Source organism: Thalassotalea sp. ND16A (assembly GCF_000764205.1).
Taxonomy (GTDB): Bacteria; Pseudomonadota; Gammaproteobacteria; order Enterobacterales; family Alteromonadaceae; genus Thalassotalea_A.
Window position 1 is genome coordinate 1 of record NZ_JQDZ01000017.1, and the last position, 18025, is coordinate 18025.

Below are 18025 nucleotides of genomic sequence, written 5' to 3' on the forward strand. Positions count from 1 at the left end.
CATTGAGATTATTGCAGCACCAAGGAAGGCAATATCGACTAACGAAGAGCGAACTTAGGCTCGCTCTAACTGAATTAGTTAATGAAACGTGAGATTAAACTTGTGGGGATCCTTCAGGTTGAAACCCCGCCAACCGGGTAAAAAAAACCTCGCAGAGCGAGGTTTTTTTATTGATAACCGAGTACGGTTATTCGGCAACAGGACGCATGTGCGGGAATAAAATTACGTCTTTAATGGTTGGTGAATCGGTAAATAGCATTACCAATCTATCGATACCAATCCCTTCACCAGCAGTTGGCGGTAAGCCATACTCAAGCGCGGTGATGTAATCTTCATCAAAGTGCATTGCTTCATCATCGCCGGCATCTTTTTCTTGCACTTGCTGCTTAAAGCGTGCGGCTTGATCTTCGGCATCGTTCAGCTCAGAGAACCCATTGGCGAGTTCACGGCCACCAACGAAAAATTCGAATCTGTCGGTGATAAAGGCATTATCATCATTACGACGTGCCAGTGGAGAGACTTCCCAAGGGTAGGCAGTGATGAACGTTGGTTGGTCAAGCATATGCTCAGCAACTTCTTCAAAGATCTCACAAAGGTACTTGCCCGGACCCCAAACGTTTTTACCTTCAGGCTCTTTCACGCCAACTTGTTTGGCAATGGCGCGTAACTCTGCAAAACGACCTTCTGGATCGTTAATCACTTCGGCATCTAACTGTGGCGCATGTTTAGTGATGGCATCCATCATCGATAAACGTTCAAATGGTTGGCCAAAATCGTAAAATTTCTCTTCTACCACTTCGCCGTCAGAGTTTTTCACGGTATTACGAATGACCGTAGTACCCATAACATCTTGCGCAAGAGTACGTAACATTTCTTCGGTCAAGTTCATTAAATCTTCATAGGTGGCATAAGCCTGATAGAACTCAATCATGGTGAATTCTGGATTATGACGAGTCGATAAACCTTCGTTTCTAAAGTTACGGTTAATTTCGAAAACGCGCTCAAAGCCGCCGACTACCAAACGTTTCAAGTAAAGCTCTGGCGCGATACGTAAAAACATGTCGATGTCTAAGGCATTGTGGAAGGTTTCGAATGGTTTTGCCGTAGCGCCACCCGGGATCACCTGTAACATCGGCGTTTCCACTTCCATGAAGTTGCGTTTTGCCAGGAAGTTACGAATGCCACTGACAATTTCTGAACGAACCTGAAAGGTATCGCGCGTATCCTGGTTGATAATTAAATCAACGTAACGCTGACGATATTTCATTTCTTGATCAGACAAGCCATGGAATTTCTCTGGTAACGGGCGCAATGATTTGGTTAATAATGAATATTCTTCCATATTCACATACAAATCACCTTTACCGGATTTATGCAGAATACCTTTAACACCAATAATGTCACCAATATCTAATAAACCCCAACGTGCTTTAATATCTTTTTGTACCGCTTTTTCAGCATAGGCCTGAATACGGCCTGACATGTCTTGTAAAACTAAAAATGGACCACGTTTAGCCATAACACGACCAGCAACAGCATAAGTTACTTGTAACTCTTCTAGCTCTTCTTTGGTTTTTTCACCATGCTCAGCTTGAATATCGGCAGCGTAATGCTCACGATTAAAATCATTTGGGTGGCCATTAGCTGGGCAGTTTGCACGAATGTTATCGAGTTTACCGCGACGTTCGGCGATTAACTTGTTTTCGTCTTTAGCTTGTTCTGTCATGTTTATGTCTCAGGTTATCTTGCTTGTTTAAAGGCCAAATTTGAAGTTTATAAACCAAACTTCAAACTGGCTTCAATAAATGGATCTAAACCACCGTCTAGCACTGCTTGTGTATTGCGTGATTCAACGCCGGTCCGTAAATCTTTTATACGGCTATCATCTAGCACGTAAGAACGAATTTGGCTGCCCCAGCCGATGTCAGACTTGCCATCTTCGAGCATTTGCTTATCTTCGTTTTGTTTTTGCATTTCTAATTCATACAGTTTAGCTTTTAATAGCTTCATTGCTTGCGCTCGGTTTTTATGCTGCGAGCGATCGCTTTGACACTGCACTACGGCATTCGTTGGAATGTGAGTTATACGGATGGCCGAGTCTGTTTTGTTAACATGCTGACCACCAGCTCCAGATGCTCTAAACGTATCAATGCGTAAATCAGCTGGATTTATATCTATTTCAATATTATCGTCTATTTCAGGGTAAATAAATGCTGATGCAAACGAGGTATGACGCTTACCGCTCGAATCAAATGGCGATTTGCGCACTAAACGGTGTACCCCGGTTTCGGTTTTTAACCAACCATAGGCATATTCACCCGAAAACTTAATAGTACAACCTTTGATTCCGGCCACATCACCATCGGTTTCTTCTAAAACTTCAGGCTTATAGCCGTGGGCATCGCCCCAACGTAAAAACATACGCTGGATCATTTGTGCCCAATCTTGTGCTTCAGTGCCGCCAGAGCCAGATTGAATATCAAGATAACAACTGTTCGCATCTTGCGGGCCAGAAAACATGCGACGAAATTCAAGTTTTGCCAACTGCGCTTCTAAGCCATCAATTTCGGCTTGAGCTTCATTTAATGTTTCTTCGTCTTCTTCTTCGACAGCTAATTCAATTAAACCACTGGCATCTTCACAACCACTATCCATATCGTCGATAGTTTTTACGATAAGCTCTAATGATGAACGTTCTTTGCCAAGTGCTTGCGCCCGCTCAGGTTCGTTCCAAACATCTGGAAGCTCTAACTCACGATTAACTTCAGTTAAGCGTTCAGCTTTTTGGTCATAGTCAAAGGTACCCCCGAAGCACACTGGTGCGTTCGCGAATGTCTTTGATTTGGTTATGTAAAGGATTGACTTCAAACATCAATAAAAACTCAGCTCAAAAACTTAGAAAAATAGTCGCGCATTGTAGCGTAATAACGTCCTACATAAAAGAGCAGAGCGCTATCTTTATGTTTTTTAATCGACTGATTTTACCCAGCGACAATATGATCAACCAAAAGCTGAACCGTTTGCTTGCCACGAAATTCATTTATGTCGAGTTTATAAGCCAAATGTACTGTTTCACATTTGTGATTGGGCCAAATGCTGGTGTCTACATTAAAAGCAATGGCGTCAATAGCTAAGTCATCAATTTGAACCATTAATTTCAGATGTTTTTCACCAACAATGCGTTGTTGAATAATTTTAAAATGATTATCAAATACTGGCTCAGCAAAACTTTGCCCCCATGGCCCTGATTCTCTCAGTAATTGCGCGAATTCAAGAGTAAAGGCATCGGTTGATAATTCGCCATCAGATAAAATTTTATTGTCTAGCATCTCAGCACTTAGCCATTTATTGGCATACTGCTCAAACAAACGCTGAAACTGTTGAAAATCCTCCACCTTTATCGATAAGCCGGCTGCCATCGCATGGCCGCCAAACTTTAAGATCAGCCCCGGATATTGTGAATCAATGTGCTCTAACAAATCGCGAATATGCAAACCCGAAATCGAACGAGCCGAACCTTTAATTTCGCCATTGCTACCATCGGCAAAAACTATCGTGGGCCGATGAAATTTTTCTTTTAACCTACCGGCGACAATGCCAATCACCCCTTGATGCCAGTCACTTTGATAAAGCGCGATAGACGAAGGTAAGTTAGCTTGATTGAAATTAAGGCTGTTCAATACCTGCTCAGCTTCCACTTGCATGCCGTGCTCAATTTCACGTCGGGTTTTATTGAGTGAGTCAAGCTCGGCCGCCATTAATCTGGCTTTATACAAATCCGTTTCCAGTAAACATTGTATTCCTAAGCCCATGTCATCGAGCCTGCCCGCGGCATTTAACCTCGGCCCCAGACCAAAGCCAAAATCACTGGCCACCAGCTTCTGCTGATTTTTGCCAGCAATTTCAATCAGTGCCTGAATCCCCGGTCTGGTTGCTCCGGCTCGAATGCGCTTAATTCCCTGCGTTACCAAAATGCGATTATTTTTATCCAGACTTACCACGTCGGCAACCGTGCCCAACGCGACCAAATCGAGTAACTGTGCCATATTCGGCTCAGTTATTCCTTTGCTGGTAAACCACTCTTGCTGACGCATCGTTTGTCTTAGTGCTGCCATTAAATAAAAGGCTACCCCAACGCCGGCAAGCGCCTTGCTGGGAAAGCTACAGCCTCGTTGGTTAGGATTGACAATCGCATCGGCATCGGGCAAGTGTTCACCGGGTAAATGATGATCGGTAACGACCACAATACAACCCAATTCTTTTGCCTTGGCGACACCTTTGATGCAACTTATGCCGTTATCCACGGTAACGATCACTTCGGCACCTTGTTGCACCGCAATTTCACTGATTTCAGGAGTCAACCCATAACCGTATTCAAAACGGTTGGGCACAATAAAGTCATGATTATCGGAGCCGAGTAAACTTAACCCCTGCATCATCAATGCCGAACTGGTAGCACCATCGGCATCAAAATCGCCAACCACAATAATGCGCTTATTTTGTTTTATTGCGGTAAACAGCAATGCACAAGCTTGGTCTAGTCCGAGCAGCTCGCCCGGTTTGTGCATTTGATCAGCAGTTTGCAATAATTCGGATTCACTTTTCACCCCTCGACTGGCATAAATTTGCTTTAAAATAGGGTGTAGGTGCGTAGGCAGTGTTGAGCAATCAACCGTTTCACGGCGACAAATTTGCTTGTCCATAAGAGTCAGTAATTCAGGGCAGAAATGAAAAGTGTACCGTAAAAGGCAGTGGATAGAAACAAGGCGCCGAATCGGCGCCTTGTTTAATTTTTTTGATTTGCTACACAGCCGTTATCGCTACAATTAACCCGCTTTATTGATCGAACTAGACTGTAAAATTTGTTGCATTTGTTGCGGTGTTTTATAACCAGGTACCATATTACCATCATTGAGAATGATGGCCGGAGTACCTGAAACGCCAACTTTACGGCCAAAATCGTATTGTTCGGCTACCGGTAACGCACACACTTTCTGCTCAACTTTTATCCCGCCCTTGGCTTGTGTCATTGCCGACTGCTGATCATCACTACACCATACACTGCGAATGTCAGTGTATGACTGACTCGCCAAACCACCACGAGGAAATGCTAAATACCGAACGGTAATGCCTAAATCATTATATTGATCAATTTGTTGGTGTAATTTACGGCAGTAGCCACAAGTTAAATCGGTAAATACGGTCATTTGGTATTTTTCATCCTTGGCCGGAAACACTATCATCGAATCCGAGAATGTTTGCATACCTTCAATACGAACTTTCGCTAAGCTTTCCTCGGTTAAGCTACTGATACCCTCATCAGTAATTTGATAAACTTTCCCTTGAATCAAAAAATCACCATCGGCGCTGGTATAAAATAGCCCCTGGTTAGTTATTACTTCGTACAAATTATCCATTTTGGACGGTTGCACAGACTCTGCTTGTAGCCCTAGTTTTTCCAGGTTCGCTTTAATTTTCGCCGTATTGTCTTCATTTGACGTAGCAGGCATTGCTATTAACATCGCTGTTGCGGCAACGATGGCAATGAATTTTTTCATCATATTCTGTATTCCTAAGACCATTTTGGTAACTCATTTACGAAAAATATCTTTCGAATTGGATGAGACCGAGATAAGGCGAATAAAATTACTCAGTTCTTGGCGCAAATGCAAGTGAAACCGCTCAGCTTGACCACACTTTTACCCTAATCGCCGTATTTTTACATTTCATTAACTAATTATAGTTCAGCAATGCCATTATTACTTTGAGTTCCATGGTTGAAATCTGCTAGAATCGCGGCAAATTTAATCATAGGTTCTGCAGTATCATGAAAATTGCCTTGTTTTATGGCTCAACAACTTGTTATACCGAAATGGCGGCCGAAAAAATTCAGGTCTCACTCGGCGCAGATTTGGTTGAACTATACAACATCAAAGACGTGCCATTATCCGATTGTGAGCAATTTGATATCATCATATTTGGCATCTCAACCTGGGATTTTGGTGAACTGCAAGAAGACTGGGAGTCGAGTTGGGACGATATCAGCTCACTTAGGTTAAATGGCAAAATTGTTGCCTTGTTTGGTTTGGGCGACCAGGTTGGTTATGGCCAATGGTTTCAGGATGCCCTGGGTATGCTGCACGATCAAATCATCCCACAAGGTGCCAATGTTATCGGTTACTGGCCCAATGAAGGTTATGAATTTGAAGCATCAAAAGCATTGACCGAAGATGGCGAGTTTTTTGTCGGTTTATCCCTCGATGATGAAACTCAATACAACTTAAGTGAGCAGCGCATTGAGCAGTGGACTGAACAAGTTCTTGACGAAATCAGTGAATTAATCGCCTAATAAAGTAAAAATACATAGCGATGGCAAACTTGTTTAGTAAATAAGCAATTAAGTCTCTATAATACGCAAAGAAAGCAGTGGCTTTCATATCAATATATATTTCTAAGGTAAAATCAATCCATGTTTACACAGTTTGATCTTGATGATGAACTGGTTGCCGGTACCATTAAAGCCGGTTTTAAAAAACCAACATCAATCCAACAAAAAGTATTACCTGCGGCAATGGCCGGTAAAGATGTGTTGGCATCAGCGCCAACCGGAACCGGTAAAACCGCGGCATTTATTTTACCTTGTGCGCAACATTTATTGGACTACCCCCGTACTAAACCAGGCTACCCAAGAGTCTTAGTGTTGGCCCCTACGCGTGAATTGGCGACGCAAATTCATCAACAAGCAGAGTTATTAACGGCTCATACCGAGATTAAAATCGGCCTGATCACTGGTGGCGTCAACTACGGATCACACAAAGAAATTTTAACGCAAACCACCGATATGCTCATTGCCACGCCAGGACGTTTGCTCGAATATATTGATAATGAACAGTTTGATGCTCGGGAAATTGAAATTCTCGTGCTCGATGAAGCCGATCGTATGTTGGATATGGGGTTTTCTGACAGCATTAACCGTATTGCCGGCGAAGCCAGATGGCGTAAACAAACCTTGTTGTTATCGGCAACGTTAGCCGGTGCTGGCATTATCCGTTTCTCTAAAGATCTATTAAACGAGCCGGTGTTTGTCGAGGCTGATCCCTCGCGTAAAGAAAAAGCCAAAACTCATCAATGGATCCACATTTCCGATGACAGAGAGCACAAGCTTAAGCAGTTAATTCATATTCTTAAGCAAGAAGAAGTAAGACGTGCGGTAGTCTTTGCCAATAAACGTGAAACCGTGCAAATGCTTGCTGGTTCGTTACAAAGTGAAGAATTGCGCAATGTTTGGCTTGAAGGCGAAATGCCGCAAGATAAACGCAATAACGCGGTAAAGAGAGTAAAAAATGGCACGGTAAATATTTTGATTGCCACCGACGTTGCCGCTCGCGGTTTAGATATCGATGATATTACCCATGTGATCAACTTTGACCTGCCACGTAAAGCCGATATTTATGTTCACCGCATTGGCCGTACCGGTCGTGCCGGTAAAAAAGGCACAGCAATCTCTTTAGTTGAAGCTCATGATATGTCATCAATTGCTAAAATTGAGCGCTTTACCGAAGAGCATTTACAACGCCGGGTGATTGACGAATTAAGACCAAAATTTAAAGAAGCACGGGTGCCGGTTAAGCGCAATAAAACCAAAGTGGTAAAGAAAAGCGCGGGCTTAAGCAAAAAAGCAAAAGCGGCGAAAAAAGCCAAGAAAGCGAAAAAAGCCAAGAAAAAATTAGCCTCTTAATTGCTCACTTTTCATCTATCCATATACCAGCCCTAAGCGATTTGCTTAGGGCTTAATTAAGCTTCTAGCAACGAGCTACTGGCTACGATCTGTGGATTTGATGAATTCACCTACCGTGTAACAATGCCCACTCTGCCCGAAGCCCGAACCCTGTAGCCCGAAGCTATTAATTAAGTTACAGTTGATGAATCTAATTATTCTTTATTATTAAAGGAACATTAAAATTATGGTACGTATTCTTTGTCTGAGCATGTTATTTATCCTTACCTGCACAGCTGTTGCGGCCCCTTCGGTTAAACAGCTTTTTAAAACTGTCAATGATGGCGTTGTTGAATTACATGTAACGGCTATCGCCAATCCAAAGCCTGGTCAGGTCAGTTATAAGTCGACAACGAGTGAATCACTGGGCTCAGGGGCAATCATAAGTAAGGACGGGCAGATCCTTACTGCCGCACATGTCGTTGGCAGAGCCACAAAAATTGAGGTGATTTTTGCCGATGGCAGTAAAACCAGCGGTCATGTGGTTTGGGTTGATAACCTTATCGACTTGGCAATGATCAGAGCAAGAAAAATGCCCGATAATGTACAAGTGCTCAAACTTGCCAAAGCCGGTGATTATACCATTGGTGAGCAAGTTATCGCCATTGGCGCCCCTTATGGCGTGAGTCATAGTTTATCGGTCGGTTATCTCAGCGGAGTACGTGATAGAGAAACCATTCCCGGAACCGATATTACTCCACGCCTGTTACAGACCGATGCCGCAATTAACCAGGGGAATTCAGGGGGACCGTTATTTAACCTTGACGGTGACATCATAGGCATCGTTAGCCATATTTTGTCAAAATCAGGAGGCAGCAATGGCCTTGGTTTTGTTGTCTCTGTTGATACAGTTCGCGATATCATTGCCTCAGAGCCGAGCGCTTTTGTTGGTTTTATCCCTCACCTGCTGAATCAAGTTCAGGCCAAAGCGATTAATAACCAATATGGTTATGGCATGCTAATACAACACGTTATCCCGGCAACGTTAGCTCACAAACTAGGTTTTCAAGGGGGCTATTTAAATGTGATGATCGGCAGAACGCCGGTATTGCTCGGTGGCGACATTATTCTTGAAGTGGATAATATCAAGATCAAAGACTTACCTGCCGCGATAAAAATAAAGCAACGCTTTGCCAATGCAAAAAAAGGCGAAAAAATTGCCTTTGTGTATTTACGCAATGGTGTAAAAAAAGAAATTTTTTGGGAAGTTGAATAATACCAAGTTTATTTTAAGAGCTGTTATTTACTTACTACTATGGTAACTCTGTACACTCAACTAACTGCTGACAAAGTCGTAAATACTCATATTTAGCAGCCGTTACCTGTTGCAAACTGGCTTTTTCGTACCAGAATATTGCCAGTTGTAAATCTTTTGCTACCCCCTCGCCATCTTTATACATATTGGCTAAATTCAGCTGTGCATAGGGATGACCTTTTTCCGCTGCTTGCTTAAATAAGCGAAAGGCTTCGCGCCAATCCTTTTCATAACCCATACTGCCCTGATAATACGCGATAGCCACTTGGTTGTCCTGACTACCAAGGCGGACCGTTCTTTTTTTCTTGACCGCCTTACCGATAATAACCCCACCGTACAAATGCATGCCATCAGTTGAGCGACCAACGTCATCGATGCCGTCATCAAGATACAATTGCTGCAGTCTAGTGCGTGGCATCACCAGCGGGGTAGCAGAGAAATAATTTTGGGTAAGAAATTTATCCGAACGGATACTCTGGATAGCATCTCTTACCCGAAGAAATAAAAAGTTACTCACCCGTAGGCTTACCTTGTCATCTTCAACGGCGCTTACCTGAGTGATCAGGTACTTTTCCCGAAGTCGTGACTGATTATTTAACACCTCGCTATTAATAACATAAACATCATTCAGCTTCGGGGTAGATATATGCTGATAGGCAAGTGTTTGTTGGTTATTCACATAACTAAAAGCTTGCCAAACGATGATAATTAGCAACAAAAAACCTGCGCTAACGAGCACTTTTGATTGTTGTGAGCTATCAGCATTTTTCAAAATATTTAACTTCATTGATTAACCAAATAACTTGCCAAGTTTTTCCTTTAATTTATCTTCCAGATCTTTCTTTTTGCTGTCAGCTATTTTCGATTTCATCAATTTTTTCAAGGCCTTGTCGGTGTCATTCAATAGCGTTTCTATATCGCCAAGTTCAGCGGCCTGAGTTTTATCCATTGCCAATGTCTGGCTCACTTTCTGTTTTAACCCCGATTGTAATTTTCGCTGAAAAGTAGTCACTTTCTGTTGCAACTGCGCCGCAATAGCATTACTGATGACATTATCGAGATCAGACTTTACCTGGTAACTTGGCGAGTGGATTTGCCCTGCGATGCCAACGCTTAATGAAAATTGCTCAACGCCATCAATTGCTCCAAGCAAAGCACGGCCAATTGAAGAGGTAGATGCGCCGGTGTACCTGGCGTTGCTGATGTTAAATTCGTTGGCACTATCGATCACAGAATCAATAAAAGAAAACTGGCCCACGCCGGCGACTTCGGCACTCGCCATAGCTAAAGATAAATTATCCTGCTCTCTGAGTTTTGCATCTTTTACCGGGATCTGCATAAACTGCCAGTCACCTTGAGCGCGAATATTTTCATTATTGTTAAATACTCTCGCCGATAATTCAGCCTCGCCACCAGCTAACAATTTAGTCGTATTTACCTTGACCAGGGTTGGTTGGTTTCGATGCCAATGTTCACTCGTTAATTCACTCAATTGAAATTCAAAACTACCTTCTGCTAATGTCAGTTGAAAATAGGCCTGTTTTATTAACCATGGCGGTAAAGGGTTTTCATCAATAAATTGCACGAATCGACCACTGGCCAGACTCTGTTGACGTTGCCCTTGCTCTGCTGCGTTCTCGCGGTTACTCGATTCAATAAAAGGTTTGATGCGCAGATAAAAACTTTCCGCTTGCTGATAATATTGACGAGCATTTTCACCGAATAGTATATGGGCAAAGTCGGCATTATCGACTTTGTCTAATTGATATTTTGATTTTAATTGTTGCCAGTCCTGTTTCGGCGCAGTTTTCACCGCGGTAACCGCTTTGGCAATATTATCTCTACTTTCTTTAAGCTGTAGTTTTGCGCTTTTAACCAGGGTTTGATCTTGTTTAAACTGTTTTTTTAACACTTCGAGTTCTTGCTTTAAACGGCTAAGATCGTCAACCGACTTCACTTTACTTTTGCTAAGTTGCTTCACTTTCGCCTGATATTCGCTAATGGCTTGCTTACTGGGCAACTGCGCTTTTAACAGGTTGAGTTTTTGCTTTTCTTGCTGATAAGTTAGCTCGAGCTGTTGACCTGCCTTTACCGTTAACAGGTTTGAGTCATTTAAAATATCATTTATCTCTGGCAATTGGTTTTCAATAGATGGCATTTGCTGTTCAAGTGACTGCACGGTTTCGTCGGTAATTGAGGTATTGGCATCGCGATACACTTCGCCCACAGTGTCTCGCTCTTGATCAATGCGAATACCGGTAATGGTTAATTCTTCGATCAGTAGGTTGCCAAACAGGTATTGGGCAAAATCAATACCGGCACTCGCCTTATCGAAAGCGACGACATTATGGCTTGGATTTTCATTATCGGTAATTTGCAGGTGATTAATTGTTAACACCAAGGGTGACCAATTGATGTCCACATCATCAATGTTCACTTCTGCACCCGAATACCAGGCAATACCTTTTTCCAGGCCTACTTTGGCAATACTCGGCGCGAGAATAAAGAGTAATGCCGCGATAACGGTTATGGTGGCAACAAAACCTAACAGTCCCTGCCAGCGAAAATACTTAGCCATTAGACCGCTCCCTTGTCAGATATTTTTAGATACAAACGATAAAACTTTGATGCTTTTAATGCTTGCACTATTTTAAAACGTTCGATGAAAGCCTTCAGATGATGGCGATACCTAACCACCAGGTATTGACTTAAAAACAGCATGGGGATGAAGCTTATAAGCGCACAAATGAAAGCGCCCAAGGTTAAGGTATGATGAAAATGCGCCAGTTTTAATAATTCAAACTGGTATAAGCCCTGCCAAAACCCGGCTAAATTGGCATTGGTTAACAAACTCTCACCAACACTGGCAAAAATAGAGGTTAAGCCTAATGCTAAGAGACTAAATGCAGCAATAGCAGCAAAGAATGCACTCAAGTTTACTCGTAGCACAAAAGCGGTTAATAGCACCAATACGTTATGCAAACTTAGCGTCGGGGTAAGCCCGATGATCATAGCCAAAGCAATCGCCAGGGCAATTTGCCGAGGCGAGCTTTCCGAATTTAATGCTTTTAATAATTTAGCCAGTAAGGTTAACAAAATAACTCCTTATATTTTCTTTATACCGTAGCGCAAATGATAGCTGTTTTTTTGAGGAAATTATTGCCGCCGCTAAAGTTAAATTTCTTTGCGAGTAAACACTGGCACAGATGGCGTTGATAACTCGTCATTATATCCATAGCCAGCGGCATCAAATTGCTTAATTTGTTCAACATCATTAAGTTGATTCTCAATGATGTATCGAGCCATTAAACCGCGAGCTTTTTTGGCAAAAAAGCTGATCATTTTATATTGACCGTTTTTCCAGTCTTTAAATGCTGGAGTAATGATCGTGGCATTTAATTCTTTCTTTTTCACCGACTTGAAATATTCCGTTGATGCTAAATTGATCAGCACGTCGTCGCCTTGCGCTTGCAGCGTTTGGTTAAGTTTATCGGTGATAACGTTGCCCCAGAACTGGTACAAATTCGCGCCGCGGTTATTATCAAGCTTAGTGCCCATTTCTAACCGATACGCTTGCATCAAATCAAGAGGCTTCAACAACCCATACAAGCCAGACAGTATTCTTAAATGTTGTTGGGCAAAACTAAAGTCTTGCTCACTCAATGTTTTTGCATCCAGACCGGTATAAACATCACCATTAAATGCCAATACTGCTTGCCGGGCATTCTTGACGGTAAAGGGCATGCTCCAGTCAGCAAAACGGGCAGCATTTAAGCCTGCCAGCTTATCGCTTATTCCCATTAACGAAGACAGATCCGCCGGTGTTAGTTTTAAACAACGTTTGATCAATTGTTCACTATGGTCCAACAATTCAGGTTGACTATACTCAGTGGTGGCGAGATCGGATTCGAAATCTAAATTTTTAGCAGGGGATACAACTATTAGCATGATAATACGCAGAAATTATTTAACATAAGCAAAACTATATCATGTTAACAGGCAGAATTTTAATAGCGAATTTGACAATAATGCCGATTAAAATGGATTATTTACTCTAAATAGTAATTTAGCCCTTGCCATATCTGGTTATTTTGTTACAAATAAGGTTAGGAAAACACTTATCGTCGCTTAACCTTGCAACAAAACTGTCTTTTTCTGAAATTATATTACATTTTTTTTCCTTGAATTTATTACATTAGGTGACTTATGACCTCGCAATTATCTCAATTAAAAGCCATGACCACAGTCGTTGCCGATACCGGTGATGTGGGTGCGATCGGACAATATCAACCAATTGATGCAACCACCAACCCATCGCTGTTATTAAAAGCCACCAGCATTGACAGTTATCAACCATTACTTGCGGAAGCAGTCCGTTGGGCAAAACAACAGTCCGATAATGCAGAGCAACAAATTCTCGATGCCGGAGATAAATTATCGGTATTGATTGGCCTGGAAATTTTAAAGGTAATTCCCGGTAGAATTTCTACCGAAGTCGACTCACGGTTGTCGTTTGATATAACAAGCACAGTTGCCAAAGCCGAAAAATTAATTGCTTTATACAATGACGCCGGCATCAGTAATGACCGGATATTAATTAAAATGGCTTCTACCTGGGAAGGTATCAGAGCAGCAGAAATTCTGGAAGCGAAAGGCATTAACTGTAACCTGACGCTATTGTTTAGTTTTTCTCAGGCGCAGGCCTGTGCCGAAGCCGGAGTATTTTTAATTTCTCCATTTGTCGGCCGAATTTTAGATTGGTACAAAAAAAGCTCCGGCAAAGACAGCTATCCAGCGGATGAAGACCCGGGGGTAGTGTCAGTCACCAGTATTTATAATTACTACAAAAAATTTGATTATAAAACCATAGTGATGGGCGCAAGTTTCCGAAATAAAGAAGAAATTTTAGCGCTTGCCGGTTGTGATCGTCTGACGATTAGCCCGCAATTACTCGCCGAGCTCGAGCAGAGTAGCGAATCGGTTAGCCAAAAACTGGTGAAAGGCGAAGTCACCACAGCACGCCCTACGCCATTAACAGAGCAAGCTTTCCGCTGGCAGATGAACGAAGACGCGATGGCAACGGAAAAACTGGCCGAAGGCATCCGCGGTTTTACCGCCGACCAGATCAAACTTGAAGAAAAACTCGCCAGTTTGTTTTAAATTACCGCAACTTATGTTGCTTTAACGGTCAAAACGTAACAAGTGTACAAAAAGTCGCCAAGCGCGACTTTTTTCTTATTATTTTGTATTCAAAGTGTTTCATTTTGTAATTCGCTGTGTTATTAAAAGAGGGCGTTGTAAAAATAATAAGGAGCTTTAACATGGATCCAATTGATAGTTTAGTGGAGTTAATTGAAGGTAAGTCGAAGGCCAAAACGAAACAAAAACGTAAATGGCGTGAGATTGAGCAACTTAAAGAAAGACTAGAACTAGAAAAAGAAATAGAGTTTTTTAACGGTTCATTTGAGCATCTGCTCGAAGAGTACTAAACGGATAAGTAGAACCACAAAACTTACAACGAAAGCCCCGCAATCACGGGGCTTTTTATTGCCCGAAAATGTAAACCACTGAGTGGCATTGCCAGCCAACGGTTAATTATCGTACAATTTAAAGTTTGTAATTCCCCCCTCAACTGGTCATACTAGTTGAAATCCCTTATCACTGACAGTGACAAAAAGACAATAGCATTATGGCAACGCAGGTAATTAAGCAAAAAATCTCTCAAGGCTACTCATTCGTTGAAGAATTAGTGAACTCGATCACCCATGGGCTGGGGGCATTGTTAAGTGTTGCGGCGCTAACCTTGATGATAATTGTTGCTAACGACGCCTTTGAACTCACCAGTGCCATTATCTATGGTACCAGCATGGTGGTGCTGTTTTTAGCATCGACTCTGTATCACGCCATTACCCATGCATCAGCGAAAAAAGTGTTAAAGCTAGTTGATCATTGTGCCATTTACTTATTGATAGCAGGTACCTATACGCCATTTATGTTGATCAGTTTAAAAGGCGCATGGGGTTATTCAATTTTGTCTGTTGTTTGGACCATGGCGATAGTCGGTATTTATTTTAAGTTAGTGTATAAACAACGCTTCCCGAAAGTTTCACTGTTTACTTACCTGGCAATGGGCTGGTTAATTATTATTGCGGCGCCGCAAATGATTGCCAATGTCGCCACCGGCGGCCTTATTTTATTAGCCTCTGGTGGTGCAGCCTACAGTTTAGGGGCGGTTTTTTATGCCTTCAAAAACATTCCATTCAACCATGCGATTTGGCATGTGTTTGTACTCGCTGGCAGTATTTGCCACTTTTTAGCAATTTATATTTACGTTATCGAATAAACTGATAATAATACTCTAACCCTATTTTTTACTGCGCTGATCTTGCCATCAGTTCTACTTCAGGAAATACCATGCAATACGCTGACATTACCGGCTGGGGAAAATATACTCCACCAGCCAAACTAAGCAATGATGACTTAGCCACCTTTATTGACACCAGTGATGAGTGGATTTCATCACGTACCGGCATTAAAGAACGTCGCATCTCTCACATCAACACCGCTCATATGGCAGCATTGGCAGGTCAGCAAGCATTGGCGAGAGCCGGAATTGTAGCCGACGATATTGATTTGATCATAGTGGCAACCTGTACACCCGATACTTTAGTGCCAAACACCGCGTCGAAAGTACAACAGTTATTAGGCACCAACAACAGCGCCTGCTTTGATTTAAGTTCGGCCTGTACCGGCTTCTTATATGCGTTGCAAAATGCTACCGCACAAATTCGTACGGGCATGGTTAAAAAGGCATTAGTGATTGGCGCCGAGAGAATGAGCTGGTTCGTTAACTGGTCATTGCGTGACACCGCGGTATTATTTGGTGATGGCGCAGGCGCCATGGTGTTAGAAGCAACAGATAAAGAATGCGGTCTGCTTGAAGCGAAACTCGGTTGCGATTCAAAGTCTCGAGAAATATTAAGTATCAGTAACTTTGGTACCGATATGGATCGTTATGAAAATCCGCCCGGAGCCTTACAAATTGATTTTTTAGGACAAGATATTTTCAAACGGGCTGTTCGCGGCATGGGCAAAGCCACGGAAACCGTTATGGCTAATGCTAATTTGTCGGTCAGCGATGTTGATTTGCTGGTTCCCCACCAGGCCAATTTGCGCATTATCGAAACCTTGCAGCACAAATTAAAATTAAGCGATGAGCAATGTATGGTTAACATTCAACATTATGGCAATACCTCTGCCGCTACGGTGCCAATTGCCTTATGCGAAGCTTTAGAACAAGATAAAATAAAAGCCGGAGATAATATCATGTCTGCGGCTTTTGGTGCCGGGTTAACCTGGGGCGCGGGCTATATCAAATGGGGTGAGCGCGTTACTGCGGTAAATGACTACACTCAGCAAGAACAACAATGCGAGCAAAGTGCAAAAGAGTTATTATCGGTTGCCATTAACCATTGTTTGCAAAAGTAAGATAAGCTGCGCGCAGCGGGCTACTAGCAAGAAAAGCTACGACCAGCGGGCTACTAGCTACTGGCAGCCCGCGTAATTGGAAATAATTCCGGTACAAATTCTAATCATAGGCAATTGGCTGCGGGCTATTGGCAACGGGCAGCCCGCACATATAAAACCTTCAGGCTCAAACTCTAACCTTCGGGCTTCGGGAAATCTGTTTAGATAAAAACCTTCAGGCACAAACTCTATCTATTTATATAAATCAGATTTAATTACCCAACCGATCTGCCAGTAGCTCGTAGCCAGAAGCCAGAAGCCTTTCTTACTCTTCCTCTCTGACAAAAGCAATGTCAGAAAATCCCATGCGGGCAAACTCTTTTTGACGGAAGTTTTTGACGATGCCCTGCCCGCGTGATGTTAATTCAAGTTGCTGTTCCATTGCCAAAAAATTTTTAATATCAACACCTTCAGCCGCCGCAGCCGCTTCATACATATCGTGAAAACGTGAGAACGAGAAAGGTATGGTTTTCGTTACCCCGTTAAACTTATACGTTACTACTCTTGCCATAACTATTCCTATTCTTACGAATTTCTATCCAATTAAACGTTGTTGTAGCCAAGCCGAAATATCTGCGACTTGCTCAGCACATACCGCATGTTGCATTGGGTAGGTTTGATAGCTTGGGCTAAAGCCTTTTGCTTGTAACGCACTCATTGCTTGCTCACCTAATACCGGGCTGACCACGGGATCTTGCGTACCATGCATTACCGCTACATTTATTGAACTATTGCTTTGATGTATGGCAATACTATCTTGGGTCGCAAAATAGGTCGACATTGCCAGTAAACCCGCCAGTGGTTTATCAAAACTTAACGCGGCCTGATACCCCACGGCGCCACCTTGCGAAAAGCCGGCCACAATAATTCGCTCACTGGCGATGCCACGTGAGATCTCGCGTTCAATCAAATCTTGTACCGATTTAGCCGAGGCCAGTAATTGTTTGCTATCGACCTTGCGTTCAATGCTCATGTCCAATATGTCGTACCACGCCGGCATAACCATGCCGCCATTGATGGTAACCGCTATTTTCGGAGAGTGAGGGAATACGAAACGCACCGGCAAATAATCAGGCAATTGCAGTGCCGGTACTATAGGTTCAAAATCATGGCCATCGGCACCTAAGCCATGCAACCAAATAACACTTGCCGTCGCCTGTTGTTTAGGCTCAACTTCCACACAATTTAAATAATTCATTTTTTCATCTAATCAATAACAATGCAGGCATTATATCAAGGTTCGATACCAAGTTAATCAAATATCTGCTCATATTTAATGGCTTCTGGCTACGAGCTTCGGGCAGAGTTGGAATTGTTACGCGATAGGTGAATTCATCAAATACACAGCCCGTAGCTAGAAGCTCGTTGCTAGAAGCTTAAATCAAAGGCATCCTGCCTGCCGGGTGGATTGGCGATATTTTATTCTCGCAAAAAAAAACCGATATTTTTAAAATATCAGTTTTTAT

General features: G+C 42.6%; 17 protein-coding genes. 7 read left to right on the forward strand and 10 right to left on the reverse strand.

Features of this window, described 5'->3' with window-relative positions; genetic code table 11:
• Positions 1–187: 187 nt before the first annotated feature.
• From lysS to dsbC, 4 genes are all read right to left on the reverse strand, one after another.
• Positions 188–1726, reverse strand: coding sequence for a lysine--tRNA ligase (gene lysS, locus ND16A_RS15755; RefSeq protein ID WP_033076276.1), 1539 nt, complete (start codon positions 1724–1726; stop codon positions 188–190).
• A gap of 47 nt (positions 1727–1773) precedes the next feature.
• Positions 1774–2872 (reverse strand): peptide chain release factor 2 gene (gene prfB / locus ND16A_RS15750; protein ID WP_200880800.1). Its coding sequence is split into 2 segments (ribosomal slippage): positions 1774–2796 and positions 2798–2872, totalling 1098 coding nucleotides; the frame shifts between segments, so codons are not numbered across the junction.
• A 109-nt stretch (positions 2873–2981) separates the two neighbouring features.
• Positions 2982–4703: a single-stranded-DNA-specific exonuclease RecJ gene (gene recJ / locus ND16A_RS15745; protein WP_033076277.1), complete on the reverse strand. Its 1722-nt coding sequence runs from the start codon at positions 4701–4703 to the stop codon at positions 2982–2984.
• A 123-nt stretch (positions 4704–4826) separates the two neighbouring features.
• Positions 4827–5561 (reverse strand): bifunctional protein-disulfide isomerase/oxidoreductase DsbC, encoded by a 735-nt coding sequence (dsbC, locus tag ND16A_RS15740; protein ID WP_033076278.1) that lies wholly within the window; start codon positions 5559–5561, stop codon positions 4827–4829.
• A 266-nt stretch (positions 5562–5827) separates the two neighbouring features.
• Here dsbC and fldB point away from each other — a divergent pair, with 266 nt between their 5' ends.
• The 3 genes from fldB (at position 5828) to ND16A_RS15725 (ending at position 8993) form a co-directional block, all read left to right on the forward strand.
• Positions 5828–6349, forward strand: coding sequence for a flavodoxin FldB (gene fldB / locus ND16A_RS15735; protein WP_033076279.1), 522 nt, complete (start codon positions 5828–5830; stop codon positions 6347–6349).
• A 120-nt stretch (positions 6350–6469) separates the two neighbouring features.
• Entirely contained in the window at positions 6470–7738 is a 1269-nt protein-coding gene (gene srmB / locus ND16A_RS15730; protein ID WP_033076280.1) for an ATP-dependent RNA helicase SrmB, read from the forward strand.
• Positions 7739–7964: 226 nt separating this feature from the next.
• Entirely contained in the window at positions 7965–8993 is a 1029-nt protein-coding gene (locus ND16A_RS15725; protein ID WP_033076281.1) for a S1C family serine protease, read from the forward strand.
• A 37-nt stretch (positions 8994–9030) separates the two neighbouring features.
• Here the strand turns inward: ND16A_RS15725 and ND16A_RS15720 are convergent, their stop codons facing one another.
• The 4 genes from ND16A_RS15720 to yaaA form a co-directional block, all read right to left on the reverse strand.
• Positions 9031–9819: a tetratricopeptide repeat protein gene (locus ND16A_RS15720; protein ID WP_033076282.1), complete on the reverse strand. Its 789-nt coding sequence runs from the start codon at positions 9817–9819 to the stop codon at positions 9031–9033.
• Between the two features lie 3 nt (positions 9820–9822).
• The gene (locus tag ND16A_RS15715; RefSeq protein ID WP_033076283.1) at positions 9823–11610 is read right to left on the reverse strand and encodes a TIGR03545 family protein; all 1788 of its coding nucleotides are present in this window, start codon (positions 11608–11610) and stop codon (positions 9823–9825) included.
• The gene (locus ND16A_RS15710; RefSeq protein WP_033076284.1) at positions 11610–12128 is read right to left on the reverse strand and encodes a TIGR03546 family protein; all 519 of its coding nucleotides are present in this window, start codon (positions 12126–12128) and stop codon (positions 11610–11612) included. Before ND16A_RS15710 ends, ND16A_RS15715 begins: the two co-directional genes overlap by 1 nt.
• A 78-nt stretch (positions 12129–12206) precedes the next feature.
• A complete protein-coding gene (gene yaaA, locus ND16A_RS15705) occupies positions 12207–12980 on the reverse strand; it encodes a peroxide stress protein YaaA (RefSeq protein WP_033076285.1) in 774 nt (257 codons plus the stop codon).
• A 258-nt stretch (positions 12981–13238) separates the two neighbouring features.
• On the opposite strand from yaaA, the gene tal reads away from it, so the two are divergent.
• The 4 genes from tal to ND16A_RS15690 all read left to right on the forward strand — a co-directional run bounded on the left by tal (position 13239) and on the right by ND16A_RS15690 (position 16520).
• Positions 13239–14192, forward strand: a complete 954-nt coding sequence (gene tal / locus ND16A_RS15700) for a transaldolase (protein ID WP_033076286.1) — start codon at positions 13239–13241, stop codon at positions 14190–14192.
• Positions 14193–14353: 161 nt separating this feature from the next.
• Complete coding sequence (locus tag ND16A_RS20930; RefSeq protein ID WP_152593786.1) at positions 14354–14521, forward strand: DUF3545 family protein; 168 nt, start codon at positions 14354–14356, stop codon at positions 14519–14521.
• A 200-nt stretch (positions 14522–14721) separates the two neighbouring features.
• Positions 14722–15375: a PAQR family membrane homeostasis protein TrhA gene (trhA, locus tag ND16A_RS15695; protein WP_033076287.1), complete on the forward strand. Its 654-nt coding sequence runs from the start codon at positions 14722–14724 to the stop codon at positions 15373–15375.
• 71 nt (positions 15376–15446) lie between these two features.
• Positions 15447–16520 (forward strand): ketoacyl-ACP synthase III, encoded by a 1074-nt coding sequence (locus tag ND16A_RS15690; RefSeq protein ID WP_033076288.1) that lies wholly within the window; start codon positions 15447–15449, stop codon positions 16518–16520.
• A gap of 304 nt (positions 16521–16824) precedes the next feature.
• On the opposite strand, the gene ND16A_RS15685 is transcribed toward ND16A_RS15690, so the two are convergent.
• Both ND16A_RS15685 and ND16A_RS15680 read right to left on the reverse strand, forming a co-directional pair.
• A complete protein-coding gene (locus tag ND16A_RS15685; protein WP_033076289.1) occupies positions 16825–17070 on the reverse strand; it encodes a DUF2960 domain-containing protein in 246 nt (81 codons plus the stop codon).
• A 24-nt stretch (positions 17071–17094) separates the two neighbouring features.
• Positions 17095–17757: an alpha/beta hydrolase gene (locus ND16A_RS15680; protein ID WP_033076290.1), complete on the reverse strand. Its 663-nt coding sequence runs from the start codon at positions 17755–17757 to the stop codon at positions 17095–17097.
• Positions 17758–18025 lie beyond the last annotated feature (268 nt).

Bases quoted from the DNA above. Each gene is read 5' to 3' on its own strand.
- lysS (WP_033076276.1), bottom strand. From the start codon at position 1,726: ATGACAGAACAAGCTAAAGACGAAAACAAGTTAATCGCCGAACGTCGC.
- recJ (WP_033076277.1), bottom strand. From the start codon at position 4,703: ATGGACAAGCAAATTTGTCGCCGTGAAACGGTTGATTGCTCAACACTG.
- dsbC (WP_033076278.1), bottom strand. From the start codon at position 5,561: ATGATGAAAAAATTCATTGCCATCGTTGCCGCAACAGCGATGTTAATA.
- fldB (WP_033076279.1), top strand. From the start codon at position 5,828: ATGAAAATTGCCTTGTTTTATGGCTCAACAACTTGTTATACCGAAATG.
- srmB (WP_033076280.1), top strand. From the start codon at position 6,470: ATGTTTACACAGTTTGATCTTGATGATGAACTGGTTGCCGGTACCATT.
- ND16A_RS15725 (WP_033076281.1), top strand. From the start codon at position 7,965: ATGGTACGTATTCTTTGTCTGAGCATGTTATTTATCCTTACCTGCACA.
- ND16A_RS15720 (WP_033076282.1), bottom strand. From the start codon at position 9,819: ATGAAGTTAAATATTTTGAAAAATGCTGATAGCTCACAACAATCAAAA.
- ND16A_RS15715 (WP_033076283.1), bottom strand. From the start codon at position 11,610: ATGGCTAAGTATTTTCGCTGGCAGGGACTGTTAGGTTTTGTTGCCACC.
- yaaA (WP_033076285.1), bottom strand. From the start codon at position 12,980: ATGCTAATAGTTGTATCCCCTGCTAAAAATTTAGATTTCGAATCCGAT.
- tal (WP_033076286.1), top strand. From the start codon at position 13,239: ATGACCTCGCAATTATCTCAATTAAAAGCCATGACCACAGTCGTTGCC.
- ND16A_RS20930 (WP_152593786.1), top strand. From the start codon at position 14,354: ATGGATCCAATTGATAGTTTAGTGGAGTTAATTGAAGGTAAGTCGAAG.
- trhA (WP_033076287.1), top strand. From the start codon at position 14,722: ATGGCAACGCAGGTAATTAAGCAAAAAATCTCTCAAGGCTACTCATTC.
- ND16A_RS15690 (WP_033076288.1), top strand. From the start codon at position 15,447: ATGCAATACGCTGACATTACCGGCTGGGGAAAATATACTCCACCAGCC.
- ND16A_RS15685 (WP_033076289.1), bottom strand. From the start codon at position 17,070: ATGGCAAGAGTAGTAACGTATAAGTTTAACGGGGTAACGAAAACCATA.
- ND16A_RS15680 (WP_033076290.1), bottom strand. From the start codon at position 17,757: ATGAATTATTTAAATTGTGTGGAAGTTGAGCCTAAACAACAGGCGACG.